The sequence below is a fragment of the Mesorhizobium sp. WSM4842 genome, assembly GCF_055901575.1.
This window is the reverse complement of the sequence record NZ_CM148372.1, coordinates 5,680,649-5,698,481: the sequence shown is the minus strand read 5'-3', so window position 1 is coordinate 5,698,481 and position 17,833 is coordinate 5,680,649. Positions and strand designations below refer to the sequence as shown.

Below are 17,833 nucleotides of genomic sequence, written 5' to 3'. Positions count from 1 at the left end.
GACGAGCTGAACTCCGGAACAACGACGCGATTTTGCCGTTTCGCCTGAAACTGGAAGTGATCCACATGTCCGGGTTGACGAATGAAGAGATCGAGGGGCGGCTGAACGCCCAGCGAGAGACTCTGGCGCTGGTCGTCGCGCTGCTTGCCGGCCGCGACGCGACTTCCGAGCGAATATGGGCCGAACTGGAGGCCCGTTTTCAATTCCAGAATAATCAGGAAGACCCCGGCGCCGTGCCAAGCAGCGCGTTCGCCATTGAGAGTGCGATGATGCGGGAGTTCAAGCTGATCTTCGAGGAAGCGCGGGCACGCAAGGCGGAATGGAACGACACGGACAAGCCACCCACAAGAGGCGCTACCTGAAAATCGCGAGCCCGGCGAGTGCGACGCTGCACCAAGTTCGCTTCGCTGCGGAGTGGCCAATCGAACGCTGCATCGGGCTTGGCGACAATGGCTCTAGACCAATTGATGCCAAACAAATCTTGAGGCTCGGCCGCAGAGAGCGTTGCGCCGAGGGAGCCCACAATTCCGAATAGACGGACGGAACAGATCCGTCGCTCCCGATGGGATAGCCATATTTTTTCTGGCCTGACTCGGAAACATTTCCGGCATGCCAGTGTTTAACGCCCTGAGTGGGCGCGAGGCGCAGTTCCTCTGCCTGTGAGGCGATCCTCCCTTTGGAGTGTAAAGATGCCGGCATCCGCCATGACAGAGGTCGAGGAAGTCAGGATCGAGCCCGACGGGCTCATTGGGCTGCTGGGCGTGCCGCACGGTGCGCAAGGCATTGTCATCTTCGCTCATGGCAGCGGAAGTGGACGGCTCAGTCCGCGCAACAATCACGTGGCCGCCGCACTTCGGCAGGCTGGACTGGCGACCCTTCTCGTCGACCTTTTGACGTCGATCGAGGAAGGCGACAGGCGAAATGTCTTCGACATTGACCTGCTTGCATCGCGGCTCGCGCTGGCGACGCATTGGGCTTCTGCGGAGGCACGGACCAGAAGGCTTGCCCCACTTTATTTCGGGGCAAGCACTGGCGCGGCAGCCGCGCTGGTGGCCGCCTCACGCCCGGATGCAGGTATCGCGGCTGTCGTCTCGCGCGGCGGCCGGCCCGATCTGGCGATGGACGCGTTGCCGGCCGTGCGTGCCCCGACACTGCTTCTAGTCGGCGGCCTGGACGGGCCGGTGATCGGGATGAACGAGCGTGCCCTTGCCGCGCTGAAAGGCGAGAAACAGTTGATCATTATCGACGGTGCCGGCCACCTCTTCGAGGAGCCGGGCAAAATGGACGAAGTGGTGAGACACGCCACGCGATGGTTCCTCGAGCATCTCGCGCCTCCGGAAGGGCCGAGGCAATGATCCTGGGCAGGCTAAAACTCGATACAGACAAGGAAAACGAATCCAGTTCGAAGGTGCTGAGCGAGCCGAGGAAGGCCGAAGCGCACCACGCCATCGGGCCTCTCTTCCAACGCGAGCGGGCCTGACTTATGGCAAATCACGGCGCGCCCCTTCCGACGGTTCTTATCACCGGCAGCAGCGGCTTCCTGGGGCAGGCGATTGCGCGAGGTTTGATTGACCGCTACCGGGTTATCGGCCTCGATGTTGCAAAACCGAAGCATCCCCCCGCCGGCATGGAGACGATCGAGATCGATCTCACCTCCGATGAGAGCGTGAGTAGGGCTGTGAAAACAGCGCGGGAGCGCGGCGGTCGCATCGCCGCGGTCATCCACCTCGCGGCCTATTACGACACGACCGGCAAGGACAATCCGAAATATGACGCCGTCACCGTGCAGGGCACGCGCCGGCTCCTGCATTCGCTGACGGCGATCAAGACCGAGCAGTTCGTGTTCTCCAGCACGCTTCTCGTCCATGCCCCAAGCCCGGGGAGGGGCACGAAAATCAATGAGGACTCGCCGCTCGACCCGGCCTGGGCCTACCCAAAATCGAAAGCCGAAACCGAGGCGCTGATTTCGAGGGAGCGCGGCGAAATCAAGACGGTGATCCTGCGGCTCGCCGGCGTCTATGACGAAGACTGCCGGGCGGCCTTTATTGCCCAGCAGATCGCTCGCATTTTTGAGCGCTTGCCGACCGCCTATTTGTTCGCCGGCGATATCACCGCCGGCCAGCCCTATCTGCACAAGGACGATCTCGTCGATGCGGTGGTGCGTACCGTCGACCGGCGCGCCGAACTTCCGGCCGAGACTGTGCTTCTGATCGGCGAAGAAGACACACCGTCATACGAGGAGATGCAGAAGCGCATCGGCCGGCTCATCCATGGCGAGGACTGGCGGACCCTGGCGCTGCCGAAGCAGCTGACGAAGCTGGGCGCGTGGGTGCAGACGGAGGTACTCGATCAGGACACCGACATCAAACCGTGGATGATCGAGAATTCGGACGATCATTACGAGATCGACATCTCGCGGGCCAAAGCTCTGTTGGGCTGGGCGCCCAGACACAGACTGCTGGGTACATTGCCGGAGATGATCCGCCGGCTGAAACGGGACCCCACAGACTGGTACGAGGCCAACAAGCTCAATCCGCCCGTTGTCGCGGCTTCGGGTCCCGAGATCGAGCAGGCTGAAAGGCGGCTCAAGGGGCCGCTCGAACGAAGCAAGGAAGACGTCGAAGCGGCGATAACACGGCATCGGGCCAGGACACTTTGGGCGCCGATGACCAACGCTGCGTTCGGACTGTGGCTGGTCACATCACCGATGACGCTTGGCCTGTTCGATCCCGTCGCAGCCGCAATGCCACCCGCTCTGGGGCACGCTGTCGCGGAGCCGCAATTGCGCAACGCAAGCCTCGGCGTCAGCGAGATCGTTTCCGGCCTGCTGGTGACGGTCTTTGCGTTGATGGGCATGTCCCGACGCTGGCGCTGGGTGCAGTGGATCACGGCGTCGCTCGGAGTTTGGGTGATGCTGGCGCCGTTGCTGTTTTGGACGACCAGCGCCGCCGCCTATGCCACCGACACGCTCGTCGGCATGCTGATCGTCGCCTTTGCGGTGATGATCCCGCCGACCCCTGGCATCAGCCGCCGCGCGCTGGCGGCCGACGACGACATTCCGCTGGGCTGGACCTATTCGCCATCGACCTTCACGCAGCGGATTCCGATCGTGGCGCTGGCCTTCGTCGGCCTATTCGTCTCGCGCTATCTCGCCGCCTTCCAGATGGGCCACGCGGATGGGCTGTGGGATCCGTTCTTCGGCCCCGGCGGCGCGCCGGTGCGCAACGGCAGCGAGGCGGTGGTGACGTCATGGGTCTCGAAGGGTTTCCCGATCGCCGATGCCGGGCTCGGCGCGCTTGCCTATTGCCTCGATATCCTCGCCGGCGCGATCGGTGACCGCCGGCGCTGGCGCACCATGCCGTGGATGGTGCTCCTCTTCGGCTTGCTGATCGTTCCGCTTGGCGTGGTCAGCGTCTCCTTCATCATCATCCAGCCACCGCTGATTGGTGCGTTGTGCACGCTCTGCATCCTCCAGGCCGCCGTCACGGTGGTGCTGATCCCTTACTCGGTCGATGAGGTGCTGGCGACCATCCAGTATCTCTGGGGCGCCACGAGGGCGGGCGAGCCGTTCTGGCGTACCTTCTGGATGGGCGGACCGGCGCTGTCGGAGAACCAAACGCCTGGGGCCGACCTCGACCGTCCGGTTTTCGAGGTGCTGAAGGAATTTGTCACCGGCGGCGTGAACTTCCCATGGACGCTGGTAGCGAGCACGCTGCTCGGCGCCTTGCTGATGACGACGCCATTGATCATTGGCACGCAACCACCGCTCTACTTCAGCGATCATGTCGTCGGCTGTCTCATTATCATGGTCGCAGTCATGGCCATGGCCGAGGTTGTCCGGCCGGTGCGCTTCCTCAATGTCGTGCTCGGTGCGTGGATCGCGGTCTCACCTTTTGTGCTCGCCGGCGGTGGGACCACGGCGATCGCGGCGGACGTTACGATCGGTCTGGCGCTGATCGTGCTCAGCCTCCCGCGCGGCACGCGCAGCGACCAACATTATGGCGGTTGGGATCGAGCGATTGTCTGAGCAACTCGACTTCAGCACCTGGCGAGGCGAAGCGCGCGCGTGGCGATCTGCAGGAGCAGGTCAAGGAAGAGATCGAGTTGCCTGGACGGGGCTCTGCCTGACGGCGCCGGTCTAGATTTGTTCGCCGAGCAGGATCCTCGCATCCTTGGCCGCGACGATGAACGCTTGGCGCGCGACCCTTGGCGGCTTTTCGCCGCGGATAACCGCAAGGCAGGCTTCAATTGCGGCGAGTCGCGTCTTGGACGCTGGCGTCGGCCAGTCCCTCAGCACCACCTCAGCCGCGTCGGAGACCGAGACAACAACCCTGTCGCGATCGATCCGGCCAGGTTGAACAACAATCGGCTTTCTGAAACGTTTCGTTCGCACGACACTCTCCAAAGCGGCAATATGTTAGCCGCGTCTGATCTTTGTCGCCACCCCAAATGTTAATTGCCGTCGGACTTGCCACTGCCCTTGATCAAAGCCGCCGGGCTCTCCCAACACAAGCAGAGGTGGCCAGAGCGCGACGGCGCGCTATCTCATCCGGCTCGACAGGCTCGATGACGGCATGCCGAAATTCGGGCTCGTTGGTCGATATCGTCCGCAAGGCTGTGAACGACCATGATTTATTTCACGGCCGACACACATTTCAGCGATCCCCGCATTCTGCGTATCGATCGTCGCCCGTTCGGCTCGCTGGCAGAACACGATCGAACACTGATTTCACTCTGGAACGAAACCGTCAGTCCGGACGACGAGGTCTGGCATCTCGGCGACTTTGCGAAGGGGTCGGCCGAATTCGTTTCATCGCTCCTGTCGTCGCTTCATGGCCGGAAGCATTTGATTATCGGCAACAACGACGGCGCAGCAACCGTCGGCGCCGCTGGTTGGGCCAGCACTCAACATTATAAGGAGCTGACGATAGACGGCAGGTTGCTGATCCTTTGCCACTATCCTTTTCGCACCTGGAATCAGATCGGCAAGAAATCGATCGATCTGCATGGCCATTCCCACGGCAGACTAAGCCCGGTTACGCGCCAGTACGACACGGGCGTCGACAGCTGGGATTTTCGCCCGGTCACCCTTTCCGCCATCCTTGCACGCCGACGTCGACGAACCGCTCCACCGGGATCTTCAACACAAGTGATCGAAAAGCGCGGGTGATCCCGGCTGTTGCCTAGATGTTGGTGTTCATCGTCCCGGTTGAGAAGGGCTTCCGACCCCTAGATGTGCCGCGAACTCTGCACGCAGTTTGCCCTCGTGTCCGAGATAGCGGGGCGAAAAGTGCATCGGCACGGCATGTTCAACACCGGCAAGCCTGGCGATCGTGCCGGCTTCGGCTGCCGTGAGATGGCGCTTCGCGGCGGCCAGCTCGCGATCTTCCTGCAGGAAGCCCGCTTCGATAAACAGCTGGTTAGCGCCGTGCGCAAGCGCAACGACACGCGCAAGATTTGCCTCGTTGAATGCGAGATCGGTCGCATAGACGATCCTCTGTCCGGGGCCGGTTCTCAGGGCTCCGGCACCGAGCAGCTCGCCGACCGAGATATGTCGATCCGCGGTTGGGGCGAGCGTCGTTTCCGGATCAGCTCCGCGCCGGACCGCACGCTTGGCTTCGCTCAACCACGGTCCGACAGGCAAACCCAATGCTTCCAGCTGCGGTTTTTGCACGTTGACCCGGATCTTTTCCTGAAACGCGAATGCAAGGCATGGAACGCCGTGGTCGAGCATTGCTGCTTCGATAAGGAAATCGGGATCGTTGAGCAGGATATTTCCCTCGGCTGGATTTGAGGCCGTATCCTGCCGAGTGAAGCCCGATCGCGCCCGAAAGAGGCGGGAATGACGAAATCCGGCCGGCGTCCAGTCGCAGGCGGCTATCATGAAGTCGTGGGACTGTTCGTCGAGGAGATTCCATGTGTATGCGTTGAGCTTGGCTTGCACGGCCTCGGTCAACCCAGGCGGGCCGAAGAAATGCACTGTTTTATTCCTGTATAGAAATAACCGCAGCAGCCGATCGAAGCCGGCGAAGTGGTCCATGTGCATATGTGATACGAATACGTGGCTGACGCGCAGGATTTCGCGCGGCGAAAGTGGCGACAGATCACCAATGTCGAAGAGCATCGCCCGGTTGCCGAATCGGAAATCCAGAAGAAGCCCCGCATCCGAGAAGGGGTCGTTGACCAGGCGCGGCTGAACCAGCAACGTCACCGGATCCATCCGATACTGTTTTCGAATTTCGCCACTATGCGGTCACCTTCAGACACGAACTGGACCTTACGTCTACCCCTCTAATCGCGCGCTCCGGGTACCGGTTCCCGACGTATATCGTTCGAAAGGACGCAGAAGACGGCGAGCCGGCCAAGCCAGGCTGAACGTTTCTGCCATCTTGCGCGTTCTCTCGGTTCGGAGCGAACCGCCGGCCGAAACATCGGCAGCCCGCGGCCATAACGAGGCAGCACCAAGAACGAGCGACATGACCGAGCACAGAGGCAGTCAGCCGGGCGAAGCAAAAGGGACCGTGATCGCATTCTCCGCGCCGGGCTGCGAGCCTCTCTACGCACACGAACGGGAAGCTATGGCTGCCGTTGCCCGCACGATTGCGAGCCTCAAGGGATTTGCCTTCCAGCAGGGTCTAGTCAACAGCAGCGGCAATGACGAGGGCTTGTATTTCGTGCCGGACGACAGCTTGCTTGCCACTGATGCGGCACGGCTGGGTATCAACGGGCCGCAAGACCTCTTCGGCGGCGTGGTGCCTTGGCGCTTCGCAATGACCAAGGCCATAACCCATGAACTGGTCGACGGCTTGGCCAAGCGACCGAAAGAATGGTCAACCGGCTTCGGCAGAACTGTCAGCGCAGCAGTATTGCCTGGCTACACCGTATTTTCGCGACGCGATGCGCTGCGTGCAGCGGAACGTCTGCTGAGGCTCGGGCTGGCCCGACTTAAGCCACCGCTTTCCTCGCGAGGCCAAGACCAGCACGTCGTTCGCACGGTTGCTGACGTCGAGAGACTGCTCGAGCAATACCGCTCCCCCGACCTGGACGAGTGCGGTCTTGTGCTCGAAGCGGACCTTAGTGACATCGTCACGCTGAGCGTAGGCAGAACGGAGATCGATGAAATCATGATCGCCTACTACGGCACTCAAAGGACGACGACCGATAATGCGGGACAATCCGTTTATGGCGGATCCGATCTCATTGTAATGCGCGGCGGATGGGAAGCTCTCGAAGACCTTCGGCTTCCTCGCGCATTAGCTTTGGCAACGGTGCAGGCGAGGGCCTATGACGCGGCGATGGCTGAGTATCCTGGATTTTTCGCCTCGCGGCGCAATTACGATATCGGCCAGGGCGTCGATTCGTCGGGTATCTGGCGATCCGGTGTGCTCGAAGCCAGCTGGCGCATTGGCGGCAGCAGTACTGCCGAGCTTGCGGCAATAAAAATTATGAAGCAGGACCCCGACATCCAACTCGTCCGTGCGTCCGCAGTTAAGGAGTTCGGCAATACCAGCCGGCTACCGGTGAACGCGGACGTTCACTTTCAAGGAGAAGACCCCGATGAGGGTCCGATTACGCGCTATACCGTCGTCACGCATGCGACCCGGGAGCCGCCAAAGAAAGCGGCCGATTAACCTCTTAGGCTGATGCGATCGTCTTGCACTGTCGGATTTGTCCCGTGCTATCCTGTGCCATTTGCGCCGGCTCATGAGCGTCAAAATTAAGATCGCAAAACGCTTATGACCACGGAACATCCGTGGGCGGCTTTCCGGGCTGGATGAGATCGAAGCCGACGAAGCCATCAGAAAACTCAAGCGGGGAGAGTTGACATCCGACAACATTCCCCCAACGGCTCAGTCTGGTTGGCCTCCGACCAAAGACGGCATATAATGGGTTAAGTTGCCTTGCCCCCTTCGTCTTCGAACCGAGAGCGGACTGGTTCAGTGTTGCAAGATCGGGAACCGCGTAAGCCGTTGTCCAGAACCGCACTGGCAGCAATTGCAATTATCTGCGCGCTAATTCTTGCTGCGTTTTTCATCGGCTTTGAATATTCGGCCCCTGACGAAGGCGCGCTCGTTATTCCCGGATCGCAACAATCGCCGTGATGCCCCCTATCGCTGTACATTTCTGACCGAGCTCGTCAGACCAGCGCGAGCGAGGTTGCAGGGGCCATATTTCCAGTGCATTCTCGCCATCGTCCATGACCAAGCAGTATCTCAACCACCAGTTGGAGTGCCCTTATTGCCTGACAATAAGGCTGAGGATTCCGGCCGACGCCGGTCCTGACGACCGGATCTTTTGCGACGACTGCGGCGAATTCCTGGGTACATGGGACGATCTGCTTACCGATTTTGAGAAGCAGGGCGGGCAGGATGGAGTGTTCCGTCTCGAAAAGGGCCGTATCAGGCGGATCGATTGAGCCGATGGCTGCGACATCCGAAGCGATGCGAACAGTTCCCTCGTCGGTGATTTTGCTTAAGCGCATGGTCTGCCGAAAAGGAGCTCGCGGCTCCTGAGCGCGGGCCGACCGGGGCACGGGCCCGAAAGGCGAGCGAGCGAAGCTCGTGCGATATCGACCATTTCCTCGCGCCTCCGCTCACCAGAGTAAGCCTTGCAGCACCTGTGCGACCCAAAGCTTCGGAAAAATTTCCCAGCGGCCCGGATCGTCAGGGAACTTGTTGCCGACCGGCGGGGTTATCGGACGCCTTCATATTTTAAGGAGGCTAGCTCCAACCCCAGCGGGAGACGACCATGGCAACCACGAAGAAAGCCGCAAAAGCGGCAACCAAGGGTCTCGAGGACCTGTTCCTCGACGGACTCAAAGACCTCTACTACGCCGAAAAGAAGATACTGAGGGCGCTGCCGAAAATGGCCAAAAGCGCGGAGTCGGAAAAAGTGACTGCTGCCTTCGAAAAACATCGTATGGAAACGGAAGGTCACGTCGATCGCCTCGAGGAAGTGTTCGAGAAATTCGGCAAGGCAGCACGGGGCAAGACCTGTCCGGCGATCGACGGCATCATTGAAGAGGGCTCTGAGATACTCGAAGACTATGAAGGTGCTCCTGCGCTCGATGCCGGACTGGTAGCAGCGGCGCAAGCCGTCGAGCATTACGAGATCGCCCGGTACGGAACTCTTATCGCCTGGGCAGAACAGATGGGAAAGGCCGATGTTGCTGCCCTTCTCAAAGAGACGCTCAAGGAAGAGGTCGCGACGGACGAAGCGCTGACGGGTCTAGGCGAGGGTGGTGTCAACCAACGTGCTCTTCAAGCGGCCGCGTAATTCCCTATGCCGCCGGCTTGCGGAGCCCCGGCGAGGGATTGCCAGGGGCTCCGCTCCGAAGTGGGTCGTGAAGCAACCAAAGATGCGGCTCTGGCAGCAGCGCATCGCCGGCTGTTTTATCATTGGTCTGGGCATTCGCATGGCCGTGAGTGGCGGAGCGACCCGTTAAAATAGCCCACCCCCACGCGGCTATCCATCCTCCTGCCTCACAGTCGCTAATCAAAAGGCGGGCCGTTGCCCGCCTTCCATGGTTCAGTTACTACCACCGCCGAGCTTTTTGACACTGCTGCAGAATTCAGGGTGGGTGTTGGCGGCGTTGGCGTTTGCCGCCTCCTCATCGCAGACTTTTGTCATTGCCATGCGGTCCTCGTCCGTCAGCGCTTTCCAAGCTGCCGTGAACTCGTCGTCGGACCGCAGAGTCGTCATGCTGGAGTCCGTGTAGAACGGCTCCATCTTTGCGGGGTCATCCAAGGCAGACGTGCCTGTTTCGGTGCCTGCCGCAAGAGAAACGCCGCTTACCATAGAAAGCGCCATCGCGCCTAAACAGATCATCTTGTAACTCATGACAAGACCCTTCCGTTGTTTACTGGTCGCTAATGGAACGACCTACTGGCAAACGGCGTGTTTCAGAAAAGGTTCCTTTCTCACTTGCTGGCACGGCACTTGACCGGTGCTTTCTACAACCCGGATGCATTGCCAAGAGCGCGCTTACCTCTATCCTGAGCTGGGGCAAAATCTGCTAGCGTTCCTTAATGGCTCATCACCAGCTACCATTGGCGTCGATCGAGCCGACGCCACGCCGCGCTCTTCGGTCGGCGAGGAACATGTAAGAGAAGCAGAGCGGTGTTGTCTTGCAAGACGATGGCGGGCGGGCGACGCCGGTTCTCGGCTTCGATGTCCACATATGGCGGATCGCCCTCGATGCTCCAATTTCACAATTGGACCCGGCGGCGCTTAGATGTCGCAGCGCCGCCTCGCCACGCTGGAGGTCCGCAGCGCCAGCAAAGTCTATGAGAGCGGCGGCTCTCCGGTCACCGCGCTGGCTGAAGGTTCGCTGACCTTGAGCCCCGGCGCCGTCAGCGGCATCGTCGGCCCGAGCGGCTCGGGCAAGACGACACTGCTGATGATCGCCGGTCTGCTGGAGGCTCCGACCACTGGAGAGGTTCTGTTCGACGGCAAGGTAATTTCGCGTCCCGGTGCTAAGCTCAACGAGCTGCGGACCTTCAGGCGGACCCAAATTGGCTTTGTATTCCAGAAGGCGAATTTGATCCCTTTCCTCACGGCGGCCGAGAACGTCGCCATCGCCATGCAGGTCAACGATGTCGGCCGACAGCAGGCGCAGGTGCGAGCCGCGAGGCTGCTCGATGCGTTGGGCATGGGGCATCGCGGCTCCAACTATCCGTCCCGGCTTTCCGGCGGCGAGCAGCAGCGCGTTTCGATCGCGAGGGCCCTGGCTAACGATCCCACTGTCATTCTGGCCGACGAACCCACCGCTGCGCTGGATGGCACGCGGGCGGAGATGGTGATGAAGGTCTTCAGGCATCTGGCGGATAGTCGCAATGTCGCGATCTGCGTTGTGACCCACGATACGCGCTGGATGACCTACTTCGATTCGACGCTCGAACTCGAAGACGGCCGAGCACGAAGGTAGACACCTGCCGCTGCAAATGCGGTCGCACGCCGTTACCGCCGGTTGCCGCGTCTACAGACCAGTCTGCGTTTCAGCGATGTGGATCCATCGGGTGGCTCGGTGATAGGCGGCTCGCTGAACAAGAGCTATGCATCAGTGCCGGATGAATGGAACATCTGCCGATAATTGCCGTTGATATGCTCATCAGGCGAAAGGGCTGCATATGTCAAAACTTCAGGCGGCAACTCCAGAGGATTTGCAACGGCTCAAGCTCGAAGCGTCGGCTTACTTTGGCCCGAAAATGCTCAAAGAAGCATTATTGCGCCTTTGCCAGGCTTGCGGAGCCGATAGCCTTGACCGGTTCGAGAAAACCATGGTCGATCAGATCGAGGCAATGCGTGATGATGATAATAGGGCCAACTTCGAAACACTGAAGGAATTTGCCATCGAACAGCTTTATGCCTGTGTTCGAGAGGTTAGTTCTTCACCTGATATGAAGCAGCCGCTGGAGGAAACTGAAACCCGAAGGACACCTGGTCGGTCGCAAAAGCCGGAAACCTTGGAAGACCAGTTGCAGGCCGGCCTTGAGGATTCCTTCCCCGCAAGCGACCCGCCTGCCGTGGTGTCCACAGCGATCCCCGGCGGGTCGAAAAAGCTGGTCGGGACTGACGAAGTCCTGAAAAAGAAGCGAGAGGACGAGGCTAAGAATAAGAACCGGTCATAAGTAGCCCGTCCGAGCGAAAGGGATGCTTCCGCCCACTTTGTTGCCGCGGCTCCGGTCACCATGCGAACAGATGGCCAGCATGCACCGGCGTCAGAGCTTGACGGCCGCCTCTCGCGCCCACAGCCGCAATTTCCGGCAGGCCAGGACAAATTCCTCAGCCGCTTCTTTTGACTGCAGCCTTATCAGTCCTTCATCCGCATCGGCACCTGCCTTGCCCAGAAGCGACTCGGCTTCCGACGTGAAACCGATGAATAGGGCGGGACATTTCCCTTGGCTGCCCCGATCAAGCGGGCGGGATTCGCCGCAACAGGAGCTCAGCCGCAAAACGCACGGCCCGCGCGTATTTCACCCCATCCGAGATTTTCTAGCGACTTATTTCGATGTCCGGAACGATCCAAACCTTCATGCATTTAGCTAGGTCTGCGTTCATCAACTCTTTCTTGCTGGGAGTTGGACCATTGTCCTCCAGCGGCTACCCCTTGGCCAACCAGGAAACGGATGAAGTTTCCATCGTTGACCTGATACCTGCCTTGCGAGCCTTCGCCCGCACCTTCTGCCGTGTTCCTGACGACGCCGATGACCTGGTCCAGGAGACTTTGACCAAAGGGCTCGCCAACATCGATAAGTTCGAGCCCGGAACGCGTATGAAGTCGTGGCTCTTCACCATCATGCGCAACACCTACTATACCCACATCAAGGCAGCCGACAGGGAAAAACCCGGCCTGCTTGACTGTGCCTCTCTGATCCCGATTTCGGAAGCGACCCAGGAATGGTCCGTTCAGAGCAAGGAAGTCCATAGCGCGGTCCAGAAGCTGCCGGAACATCAGCGCGAGGTCCTGATGCTGATCGGGGTTCTTGGTGTCAGCTACGAAGAAACCGGCGAAATATGCGGTTGCGCGGTGGGAACGGTAAAAAGCCGCCTTAACCGAGCGCGCGCCAGCGTGCTGGAATACCTCGGCGAAAGTTCGTTGCAGACATTGGTGGAAAGACGCAATCATCTGTCCGAAGCACAGGGAAACTTCGCAGTCGACAGGCGTCGATATAGCTAGTCTTCTTTCTTGCACCGACGCTTCTCGACAAGCGCGTTCTGCAATTGAACCGCGAGGTTGGTCAACCGGTTGGGGATCTTTTCCTGCTCGATGGCAGTCAGCAGAGATGCAATCTTCCGGTCTATTGCCAGCCGGAGTTGCGGGCTGATTGTATCGTCGCTTGAGCGAGACATCGTGTTCTCTTAACGAAGTGGTCCCTTCACCAGTGTGGTGACGGCAATCTGAGTTTGCAAGGATTCGTGCGCCGTCCTCACAGCCAGCGCCGTCCCTTGCACAGCCCGTCCCTTGCACAGCATTATGTATCGAAGCTGCTGGTCTCGTCGGGGAAGCCTATGCTTTCCCCTCGGGTCCTCCCGGCACTATTCCCGGGCGCGCTCGACATTTCGACTCTCGCGACCTCGAAGGCTTGTGCCCTGTCGGTTTCGCCGAGGCAACTCCAGCCATGCGTCCGGCAAGATAGTCGCCGACATTGTCGTGCGCAGCATGGCGGATCAAGAGGAAGGTCGTCGTCATTCCGCGGCATCAAGCATCGGCTCGTCCCTCCCGGCGATGAAAGACAGCGTGCGCTGGCGTGCCTCGGCATCGGTGAACTGCTCGGGCGGCGACTTCATGAAATAGCTGCAGGGGCCGGTCAGCGCTCCTGCGATGCCGCGGTCAAGCGCCAGCTTGGCGCAGCGGACAGCGTCGATAACGACTCCGGCCGAGTTGGGCGAATCCCATACTTCCAGTTTGAGTTCTGCATTCAGCGGCACACCGCCAAACGTCGTGCCTTCGACGCGGATGTAGGCCCATTTCCGATCGGTAAGCCAGGGCACATGGTCGCTGGGGCCGACATGGATGTTGCCGGCCTCCAGGGGGACGTCGAACTGGCTGGCTACGGATTGTGTCTTGGAGATTTTCTTCGATTCCAGCCGCTCGCGCTCCAGCATGTTGAGGAAATCGGTGTTGCCGCCGAAATTCAGCTGATAGGTGCGGTCGATGCGAACGCCGCGCTCGCGAAACAGATTGGCGAGCAGCCGGTGTACGATTGTTGCGCCGACCTGGCTTTTGATATCGTCGCCGACCAGCGGCAGACCGCGCTGTTCGAAGCGCCGGCGCCATTCCGGCCGCGACGCGATAAAAACCGGTATGCAGTTGACGAAGGCGCAGCCGGCCTCGAGCGCGCACTCGGCGTAAAAACGCGTGGCTTCTTCCGAGCCGACCGGCAGATATGAGACCAGTACGTCTGCGCCGCTTTCCCGCAGCAGCGCGCTGACATTCGCGACCGGCTCTTCTGCCTCTTCGATCTCATCGCGCAGATATTTGCCGATGCCATCGAGCGTTGGTCCGCGCTCGACGCGAACGCCGGTTGCTGCAACGTCGGCAAAGCGGAAGGTGTTGTTGGGTGCATTGTATATGGCTTCCGCCACATCACGCCCAACTTTGCCCTTGGCGACGTCGAAAGCACAGACCACCTCGATGTCATCGACGTGATAGCCGCCGAGATCGGCATGCATCAGGCCCGGTATCGGCTCATTACCTCTGGCGTCTCGATAATATGAGAGGCCCTGGACAAGGGAAGACGCGCAATTGCCGACGCCGGCTATTCCAATCCGTACCTTTTTCGATCCCACGAAACTGCCGCCATCGCTGTTGAAGGTAAGTTCCTCGCGCCGAACTGCCAGCTGCCGGGAATGTTCCTTGCGACCTGGAAAAATCACGAACCTCTATTCGGATCAAAGCCGCGACCTGTGTTTTGCGTTGCCTGGGCCGATCGACCTCAGCGCCGCAAGCCGGCCATTTCGGTTCTCAAATAGTCGAAGCACAAGGTTTCGGCGGTTCGCTTGCCCTCGTCATAGCAGGCACGAGGACCGGTGCAGTTCACGTGACCGACATAGTCTTCCCTTTGCGGGTGCTGTTCGGGATCGCCATACACTTCGCTTGTTGATGCCTGCAGGAAGCGCGCATTGTTTCGGGCGGCGAGCTCAAGCAGAACCGAGGAAACCCGCGCCGCCGGCGACAAGCGCCGTCTTGGTCCGTTGCGTCCTTGTTGATTGCCGCATCTCTATTTTCTCCTGTCTGCCAGTCATGCTGCACTTTCGATGTCCAGATCGAGAGCTGGACGTGCCGATCTTGGCCGCGCCAGCAGCGAAACGAATTCGCGGGCTCTCGCGGCGCTCGTATGTGCCGCCAGGATCGTTTCGCGCGCTCGCTTGGACATAGCCAGCCTGACGCGGTCGGATTGGCTGGACAGGATATCGATCACGTCTTCGGCTTGGCCGGCCGTGTTGATCGTGGCTGTCGGAAAGAAGCTGTCCAGACCGGTCCAGCGATCGCTGATGATCGCCGTGCCACAGGCGGCCGCCTCGAAGAGGCGTACGCTGGGAGACCATCCAGCCGCTATCATGGAGTTGCGTGTGACGTTCAATGTGTAGCGCTGCCGGCTGTAGAAGGCGGCGTTGTCCGCTGGCGGCAAGTGCTCGATGCGATCGACATTGCCTGGCCAGACGGTCTCAGACGGGAATTGCGAGCCGGTCACGACGAAGCGACGGTCCGGCATGCGTCTTGCCGGTTCGAGCAGGAGAGCATCCAGTGTCGCCTGCCGGTCCGAGCTGTAGGTTCCGAGGTAGCCAAGATCCCAGCAGATCGGATCGGCCGTTCGGCGATGCCGCTCCGGGTCGACGGAACAGTAGAGCGGCTCGGCGCGCCGTGCACCGAAGTCCGCCGCCAAACGGGCGAGCGTCGGCCCGCCGGTGAACGAGAAATAGACGTCGAAATACGGAATCTGTCGTTGGCATATGTAGTCGCAATCATTCGCGGCGAGCTTTGCCAGCGTGACCGGCGTGTCAATGTCGTAGAAGCAGAACTGGCCAGTGCACAGGGACGCGACAATGTCGATGACGGCGCGCCCTTCCGGAACGAAGGACCCAACCACCACGACATCGGCCTGCTGCAGGCAGCCGGCATATGTCCGACGAAGATCGTTCGTCGTTTCGTAGTAGCGCAACGTGCAGAAATCCGGGTCGCGCAGATCGCGATGGTTTGCATACCACGGCACGTCGCGCTCGAGGAAGGTGACGCGATGGCCGAGTTCGTGCAGGCCCTTCAGCAGCCCGCGAAAGGTGGTGGCGTGGCCGTTTCCCCACGAAGAGGACAAAGACAGGCCAAGAAAGACGATATCCAGCCGCTTGGTCATTCCGCTGCCTCCACGGTGGGGCGCTCGAAATGACGCCTGAAGACAGCGTCGGCCACGGCTGCCCGCAATGCATAAGTGTGCTCCGCGAGAACACGCCGAAGCGCAGATGCGCCTTTGATCAGTTCGGCTCCTGCCGGCAGGCCGATCGCCTGGCTGCCGTGCACCTGTTCCAGCAGCGCATCGAGAATGCAGACAGCATAACCGTGTTCAACGAGTTCCTGGACGACGTGGCGGCCGATGAAACCGCACCCTTCTGTAACCAGTATGCGTTTCACGACAACTCCTTACGCAGATGGCCCGGCGCCCCGAACTGTTTGGCAAAAGGTTTGTTCCCTCTGCTTCAACAAAGATGGTTTTGGGGAGGCTGCAACCTGAGGTGAACGCATAGCGAACGAGCCTTGGGCCATGCGCTGGGACATTGCAGCTTCTTTGGGGTTAGGGCGCTCATCCGGCCCGTGGGCGGAAGGAGTGGATGGCAGCTGTGATCGAAGCGGTATCGCGTAGCAAGCCAGACCTGATCATGAGGCTCACACGCCTGCAAAGCCTGGATCAAAAGGAGGTTTCAATGTCTGAATCGAAGACAACCACCAATCATGACGAGATCCGCCAATGGGCCGAAGATCGTGGTGGCCGGCCTGCGGCTGTACGAACCAAGGGCGAGGGCGGCATCTTACGGATCGATTTTGGCGAGCCCGAGGAGAAGCTCGAACCCATTGAATGGGATGAGTTCTTCCGGATTTTCGACGAGAACGATCTGACTTTCCTTTACCAGGACGAAATAGGCGGCGGGGAAAAACAGCCGATTCAACAAAATCATCGACCGCAAACAGAGCGGCTGGAGGGGGGCTATGTCAGCGGTGTCGGCTGGCTCTTAAGGCGCGCCTCGCATTCTGACAGAGAACTTCACTCTAGCTCGCTGTTCTTGCTCGCTTTTTTGGAGGCATGCAATTGGAGATAGACCGGTTTTTCCAAACATTCCAGACTTGATGGAACAAATCGCCGGCTAGACGGCTTCGGCGGGTCGCCGATCGGTCACAGCCTCAGTGTAACAGGCTGGTTCCGCCCGATCTGGCAATGTTTCGCATGATGCCGTTCAGCCAGTCTTCGGTCGATACGCCGGCCCGCCTCCTGTCGATTTCGCTGATGGCTCGCTCCAGCGTTCGCTCGACCAGCCGGTCGGAAGCACCCACGTCGCCCAAAAGCAGACGCGCCGCGAGCCTGAGCTTGGGCAGAAGTGAAAAGACATTGTCGGACAAGTTCACCGCACGGCCACCCGCCAAGGCCGGTCTTTCCGGAGGGAACAAGGCATCGAAGACGGCATAGCTATCCGACGATTTTCGAAGATTGCTGGCGTGGCGCAGACGTTCGGGAACGACGATGTCCTCGTCACCGCTGAAAAAGACGAAGGGCACGCCGCGACGCATCAGTTCGTCTGCGATCGGAAACACCCGCCGACCGTTGAGATTGACGTCGAGGATCGCGGCCTCAGCCGCCGCGGTATGCATAGACGCGTGTTCGACTGTCGCCGCAGGGCCGAGGATCACGGCGCCCATGTTGCCGAAATATCTTGCAAGATCGCCGGCCAATACCCAATCGTCTTCGACGATCAGGATGTGCACCCCTCGGAGATCGCGCACCTCACCGTCCTTCCTTCGAGCGAGATTTCCAATTATCCCGACGGGCTTGTTCAGAATGTTGCTGCAAGGCTGTCTGCAATCGTTTCGCCAAAACGAGCATGCGGGGCGGAATGGATTCGTTTCCCGCTAAACCCACCAAATCCGAAGACTGCAACAACGCTTGTTTTGTCAGCTTCAGGTCAGGTGTGCGTTTTGACATTGGAGTTTCCGCAAGGATTTCAACGTTAACGCTGTCTGCACTGACTTGTTCCGGCCCTCTTGCGCGTTGTATGATGGCGTCGCGTTCAGCCCGGTCGTGGGTTTTGGGTCGATTGGCGGCCTTGTCGTCTAGGCTGTTCAACC

The 17,833-nt window shown here is 60.0% G+C and carries 19 protein-coding genes and 3 pseudogenes; 11 read left to right on the top strand and 11 right to left on the bottom strand.

What is annotated here, in order from left to right; translation table 11 throughout:
- Window positions 1-32 precede the first annotated feature (32 nt).
- The 3 genes from AC0NIE_RS27765 (at window position 33) to AC0NIE_RS27755 (ending at window position 4,027) form a co-directional block, all read left to right on the top strand.
- Entirely contained in the window at window positions 33-362 is a 330-nt protein-coding gene (locus AC0NIE_RS27765; protein WP_473484996.1) for a hypothetical protein, read from the top strand.
- Window positions 363-689: 327 nt separating this feature from the next.
- Window positions 690-1,355 (top strand): dienelactone hydrolase family protein, encoded by a 666-nt coding sequence (locus tag AC0NIE_RS27760; RefSeq protein WP_473484998.1) that lies wholly within the window; start codon window positions 690-692, stop codon window positions 1,353-1,355.
- A gap of 128 nt (window positions 1,356-1,483) precedes the next feature.
- Window positions 1,484-4,027 carry an NAD-dependent epimerase/dehydratase family protein gene (locus AC0NIE_RS27755; protein ID WP_473485000.1) on the top strand — a complete coding sequence of 848 codons (2,544 nt, stop codon included), beginning with the start codon at window positions 1,484-1,486 and terminating at the stop codon, window positions 4,025-4,027.
- Between the two features lie 111 nt (window positions 4,028-4,138).
- Here AC0NIE_RS27755 and AC0NIE_RS27750 read toward each other — a convergent pair whose 3' ends face one another.
- Complete coding sequence (locus AC0NIE_RS27750) at window positions 4,139-4,393, bottom strand: DUF982 domain-containing protein (protein WP_473485002.1); 255 nt, start codon at window positions 4,391-4,393, stop codon at window positions 4,139-4,141.
- 234 nt (window positions 4,394-4,627) lie between these two features.
- On the opposite strand from AC0NIE_RS27750, the gene AC0NIE_RS27745 reads away from it, so the two are divergent.
- Window positions 4,628-5,170 (top strand): metallophosphoesterase family protein, encoded by a 543-nt coding sequence (locus AC0NIE_RS27745; RefSeq protein ID WP_473485004.1) that lies wholly within the window; start codon window positions 4,628-4,630, stop codon window positions 5,168-5,170.
- Window positions 5,171-5,197: 27 nt separating this feature from the next.
- On the opposite strand, the gene AC0NIE_RS27740 is transcribed toward AC0NIE_RS27745, so the two are convergent.
- Window positions 5,198-6,220: a ribonuclease Z gene (locus AC0NIE_RS27740; protein WP_473485006.1), complete on the bottom strand. Its 1,023-nt coding sequence runs from the start codon at window positions 6,218-6,220 to the stop codon at window positions 5,198-5,200.
- A gap of 256 nt (window positions 6,221-6,476) precedes the next feature.
- Between AC0NIE_RS27740 and AC0NIE_RS27735 the strand changes: the two genes are divergently transcribed.
- From AC0NIE_RS27735 to AC0NIE_RS27725, 3 genes are all read left to right on the top strand, one after another.
- On the top strand, window positions 6,477-7,631 hold the full coding sequence (locus AC0NIE_RS27735; RefSeq protein ID WP_473485008.1) for a DUF3182 family protein: 1,155 nt from the start codon (window positions 6,477-6,479) through the stop codon (window positions 7,629-7,631).
- Window positions 7,632-8,197: 566 nt separating this feature from the next.
- The gene (locus AC0NIE_RS27730) at window positions 8,198-8,416 is read left to right on the top strand and encodes a hypothetical protein (protein ID WP_473485010.1); all 219 of its coding nucleotides are present in this window, start codon (window positions 8,198-8,200) and stop codon (window positions 8,414-8,416) included.
- A 332-nt stretch (window positions 8,417-8,748) separates the two neighbouring features.
- Entirely contained in the window at window positions 8,749-9,276 is a 528-nt protein-coding gene (locus tag AC0NIE_RS27725) for a YciE/YciF ferroxidase family protein (RefSeq protein ID WP_123148981.1), read from the top strand.
- Window positions 9,277-9,528: 252 nt separating this feature from the next.
- Here AC0NIE_RS27725 and AC0NIE_RS27720 read toward each other — a convergent pair whose 3' ends face one another.
- Window positions 9,529-9,840, bottom strand: a complete 312-nt coding sequence (locus AC0NIE_RS27720; protein WP_473485012.1) for a hypothetical protein — start codon at window positions 9,838-9,840, stop codon at window positions 9,529-9,531.
- A gap of 394 nt (window positions 9,841-10,234) precedes the next feature.
- Here AC0NIE_RS27720 and AC0NIE_RS27715 point away from each other — a divergent pair, with 394 nt between their 5' ends.
- The 3 genes from AC0NIE_RS27715 to AC0NIE_RS27705 all read left to right on the top strand — a co-directional run bounded on the left by AC0NIE_RS27715 (window position 10,235) and on the right by AC0NIE_RS27705 (window position 12,679).
- Window positions 10,235-10,927 (top strand): ABC transporter ATP-binding protein, encoded by a 693-nt coding sequence (locus tag AC0NIE_RS27715; protein ID WP_473485014.1) that lies wholly within the window; start codon window positions 10,235-10,237, stop codon window positions 10,925-10,927.
- 202 nt (window positions 10,928-11,129) lie between these two features.
- Window positions 11,130-11,630 (top strand): hypothetical protein, encoded by a 501-nt coding sequence (locus AC0NIE_RS27710; protein WP_473485016.1) that lies wholly within the window; start codon window positions 11,130-11,132, stop codon window positions 11,628-11,630.
- A 479-nt stretch (window positions 11,631-12,109) separates the two neighbouring features.
- Window positions 12,110-12,679 carry a sigma-70 family RNA polymerase sigma factor gene (locus AC0NIE_RS27705; protein WP_473485143.1) on the top strand — a complete coding sequence of 190 codons (570 nt, stop codon included), beginning with the start codon at window positions 12,110-12,112 and terminating at the stop codon, window positions 12,677-12,679.
- Here AC0NIE_RS27705 and AC0NIE_RS27700 read toward each other — a convergent pair.
- From AC0NIE_RS27700 to AC0NIE_RS27675, 6 genes and pseudogenes are all read right to left on the bottom strand, one after another.
- Complete coding sequence (locus AC0NIE_RS27700; protein WP_473485018.1) at window positions 12,676-12,852, bottom strand: hypothetical protein; 177 nt, start codon at window positions 12,850-12,852, stop codon at window positions 12,676-12,678. The two genes, AC0NIE_RS27705 and AC0NIE_RS27700, sit on opposite strands and share 4 nt — an antisense overlap.
- A gap of 259 nt (window positions 12,853-13,111) precedes the next feature.
- Window positions 13,112-13,192, bottom strand: a pseudogene (locus tag AC0NIE_RS27695) (histidine phosphatase family protein); the annotation flags it as partial.
- Complete coding sequence (locus tag AC0NIE_RS27690) at window positions 13,189-14,292, bottom strand: inositol-3-phosphate synthase (protein WP_473485020.1); 1,104 nt, start codon at window positions 14,290-14,292, stop codon at window positions 13,189-13,191. The gene AC0NIE_RS27690 and the pseudogene AC0NIE_RS27695, both read right to left, overlap by 4 nt.
- A 173-nt stretch (window positions 14,293-14,465) precedes the next feature.
- Window positions 14,466-14,681: pseudogene (locus tag AC0NIE_RS27685) on the bottom strand (GDP-mannose 4,6-dehydratase); the annotation flags it as partial.
- A 63-nt stretch (window positions 14,682-14,744) separates the two neighbouring features.
- Window positions 14,745-15,854: a CgeB family protein gene (locus AC0NIE_RS27680; RefSeq protein WP_473485022.1), complete on the bottom strand. Its 1,110-nt coding sequence runs from the start codon at window positions 15,852-15,854 to the stop codon at window positions 14,745-14,747.
- The gene (locus tag AC0NIE_RS27675) at window positions 15,851-16,129 is read right to left on the bottom strand and encodes an NAD-dependent epimerase/dehydratase family protein (protein WP_473485024.1); all 279 of its coding nucleotides are present in this window, start codon (window positions 16,127-16,129) and stop codon (window positions 15,851-15,853) included. Before AC0NIE_RS27675 ends, AC0NIE_RS27680 begins: the two co-directional genes overlap by 4 nt.
- 290 nt (window positions 16,130-16,419) lie before the next feature.
- Between AC0NIE_RS27675 and AC0NIE_RS27670 the strand changes: the two are divergent.
- Window positions 16,420-16,729 (top strand): annotated as a pseudogene (locus tag AC0NIE_RS27670) (hypothetical protein).
- Between the two features lie 165 nt (window positions 16,730-16,894).
- Here the strand turns inward: AC0NIE_RS27670 and AC0NIE_RS27665 are convergent.
- Window positions 16,895-17,491, bottom strand: a complete 597-nt coding sequence (locus AC0NIE_RS27665) for a response regulator (protein WP_473485026.1) — start codon at window positions 17,489-17,491, stop codon at window positions 16,895-16,897.
- Window position 17,492: 1 nt separating this feature from the next.
- Window positions 17,493-17,831, bottom strand: coding sequence for a hypothetical protein (locus tag AC0NIE_RS27660; protein ID WP_473485028.1), 339 nt, complete (start codon window positions 17,829-17,831; stop codon window positions 17,493-17,495).
- Between the last annotated feature and the right edge of the window lie 2 nt (window positions 17,832-17,833).

Coding starts and splice junctions, on each gene's coding strand:
- AC0NIE_RS27760 (WP_473484998.1), top strand. CDS start 690: ATGCCGGCATCCGCCATGACAGAGGTCGAGGAAGTCAGGATCGAGCCC.
- AC0NIE_RS27755 (WP_473485000.1), top strand. CDS start 1,484: ATGGCAAATCACGGCGCGCCCCTTCCGACGGTTCTTATCACCGGCAGC.
- AC0NIE_RS27745 (WP_473485004.1), top strand. CDS start 4,628: ATGATTTATTTCACGGCCGACACACATTTCAGCGATCCCCGCATTCTG.
- AC0NIE_RS27740 (WP_473485006.1), bottom strand. CDS start 6,220: ATGGATCCGGTGACGTTGCTGGTTCAGCCGCGCCTGGTCAACGACCCC.
- AC0NIE_RS27735 (WP_473485008.1), top strand. CDS start 6,477: ATGACCGAGCACAGAGGCAGTCAGCCGGGCGAAGCAAAAGGGACCGTG.
- AC0NIE_RS27730 (WP_473485010.1), top strand. CDS start 8,198: ATGACCAAGCAGTATCTCAACCACCAGTTGGAGTGCCCTTATTGCCTG.
- AC0NIE_RS27725 (WP_123148981.1), top strand. CDS start 8,749: ATGGCAACCACGAAGAAAGCCGCAAAAGCGGCAACCAAGGGTCTCGAG.
- AC0NIE_RS27720 (WP_473485012.1), bottom strand. CDS start 9,840: ATGAGTTACAAGATGATCTGTTTAGGCGCGATGGCGCTTTCTATGGTA.
- AC0NIE_RS27715 (WP_473485014.1), top strand. CDS start 10,235: ATGTCGCAGCGCCGCCTCGCCACGCTGGAGGTCCGCAGCGCCAGCAAA.
- AC0NIE_RS27710 (WP_473485016.1), top strand. CDS start 11,130: ATGTCAAAACTTCAGGCGGCAACTCCAGAGGATTTGCAACGGCTCAAG.
- AC0NIE_RS27700 (WP_473485018.1), bottom strand. CDS start 12,852: ATGTCTCGCTCAAGCGACGATACAATCAGCCCGCAACTCCGGCTGGCA.
- AC0NIE_RS27680 (WP_473485022.1), bottom strand. CDS start 15,854: ATGACCAAGCGGCTGGATATCGTCTTTCTTGGCCTGTCTTTGTCCTCT.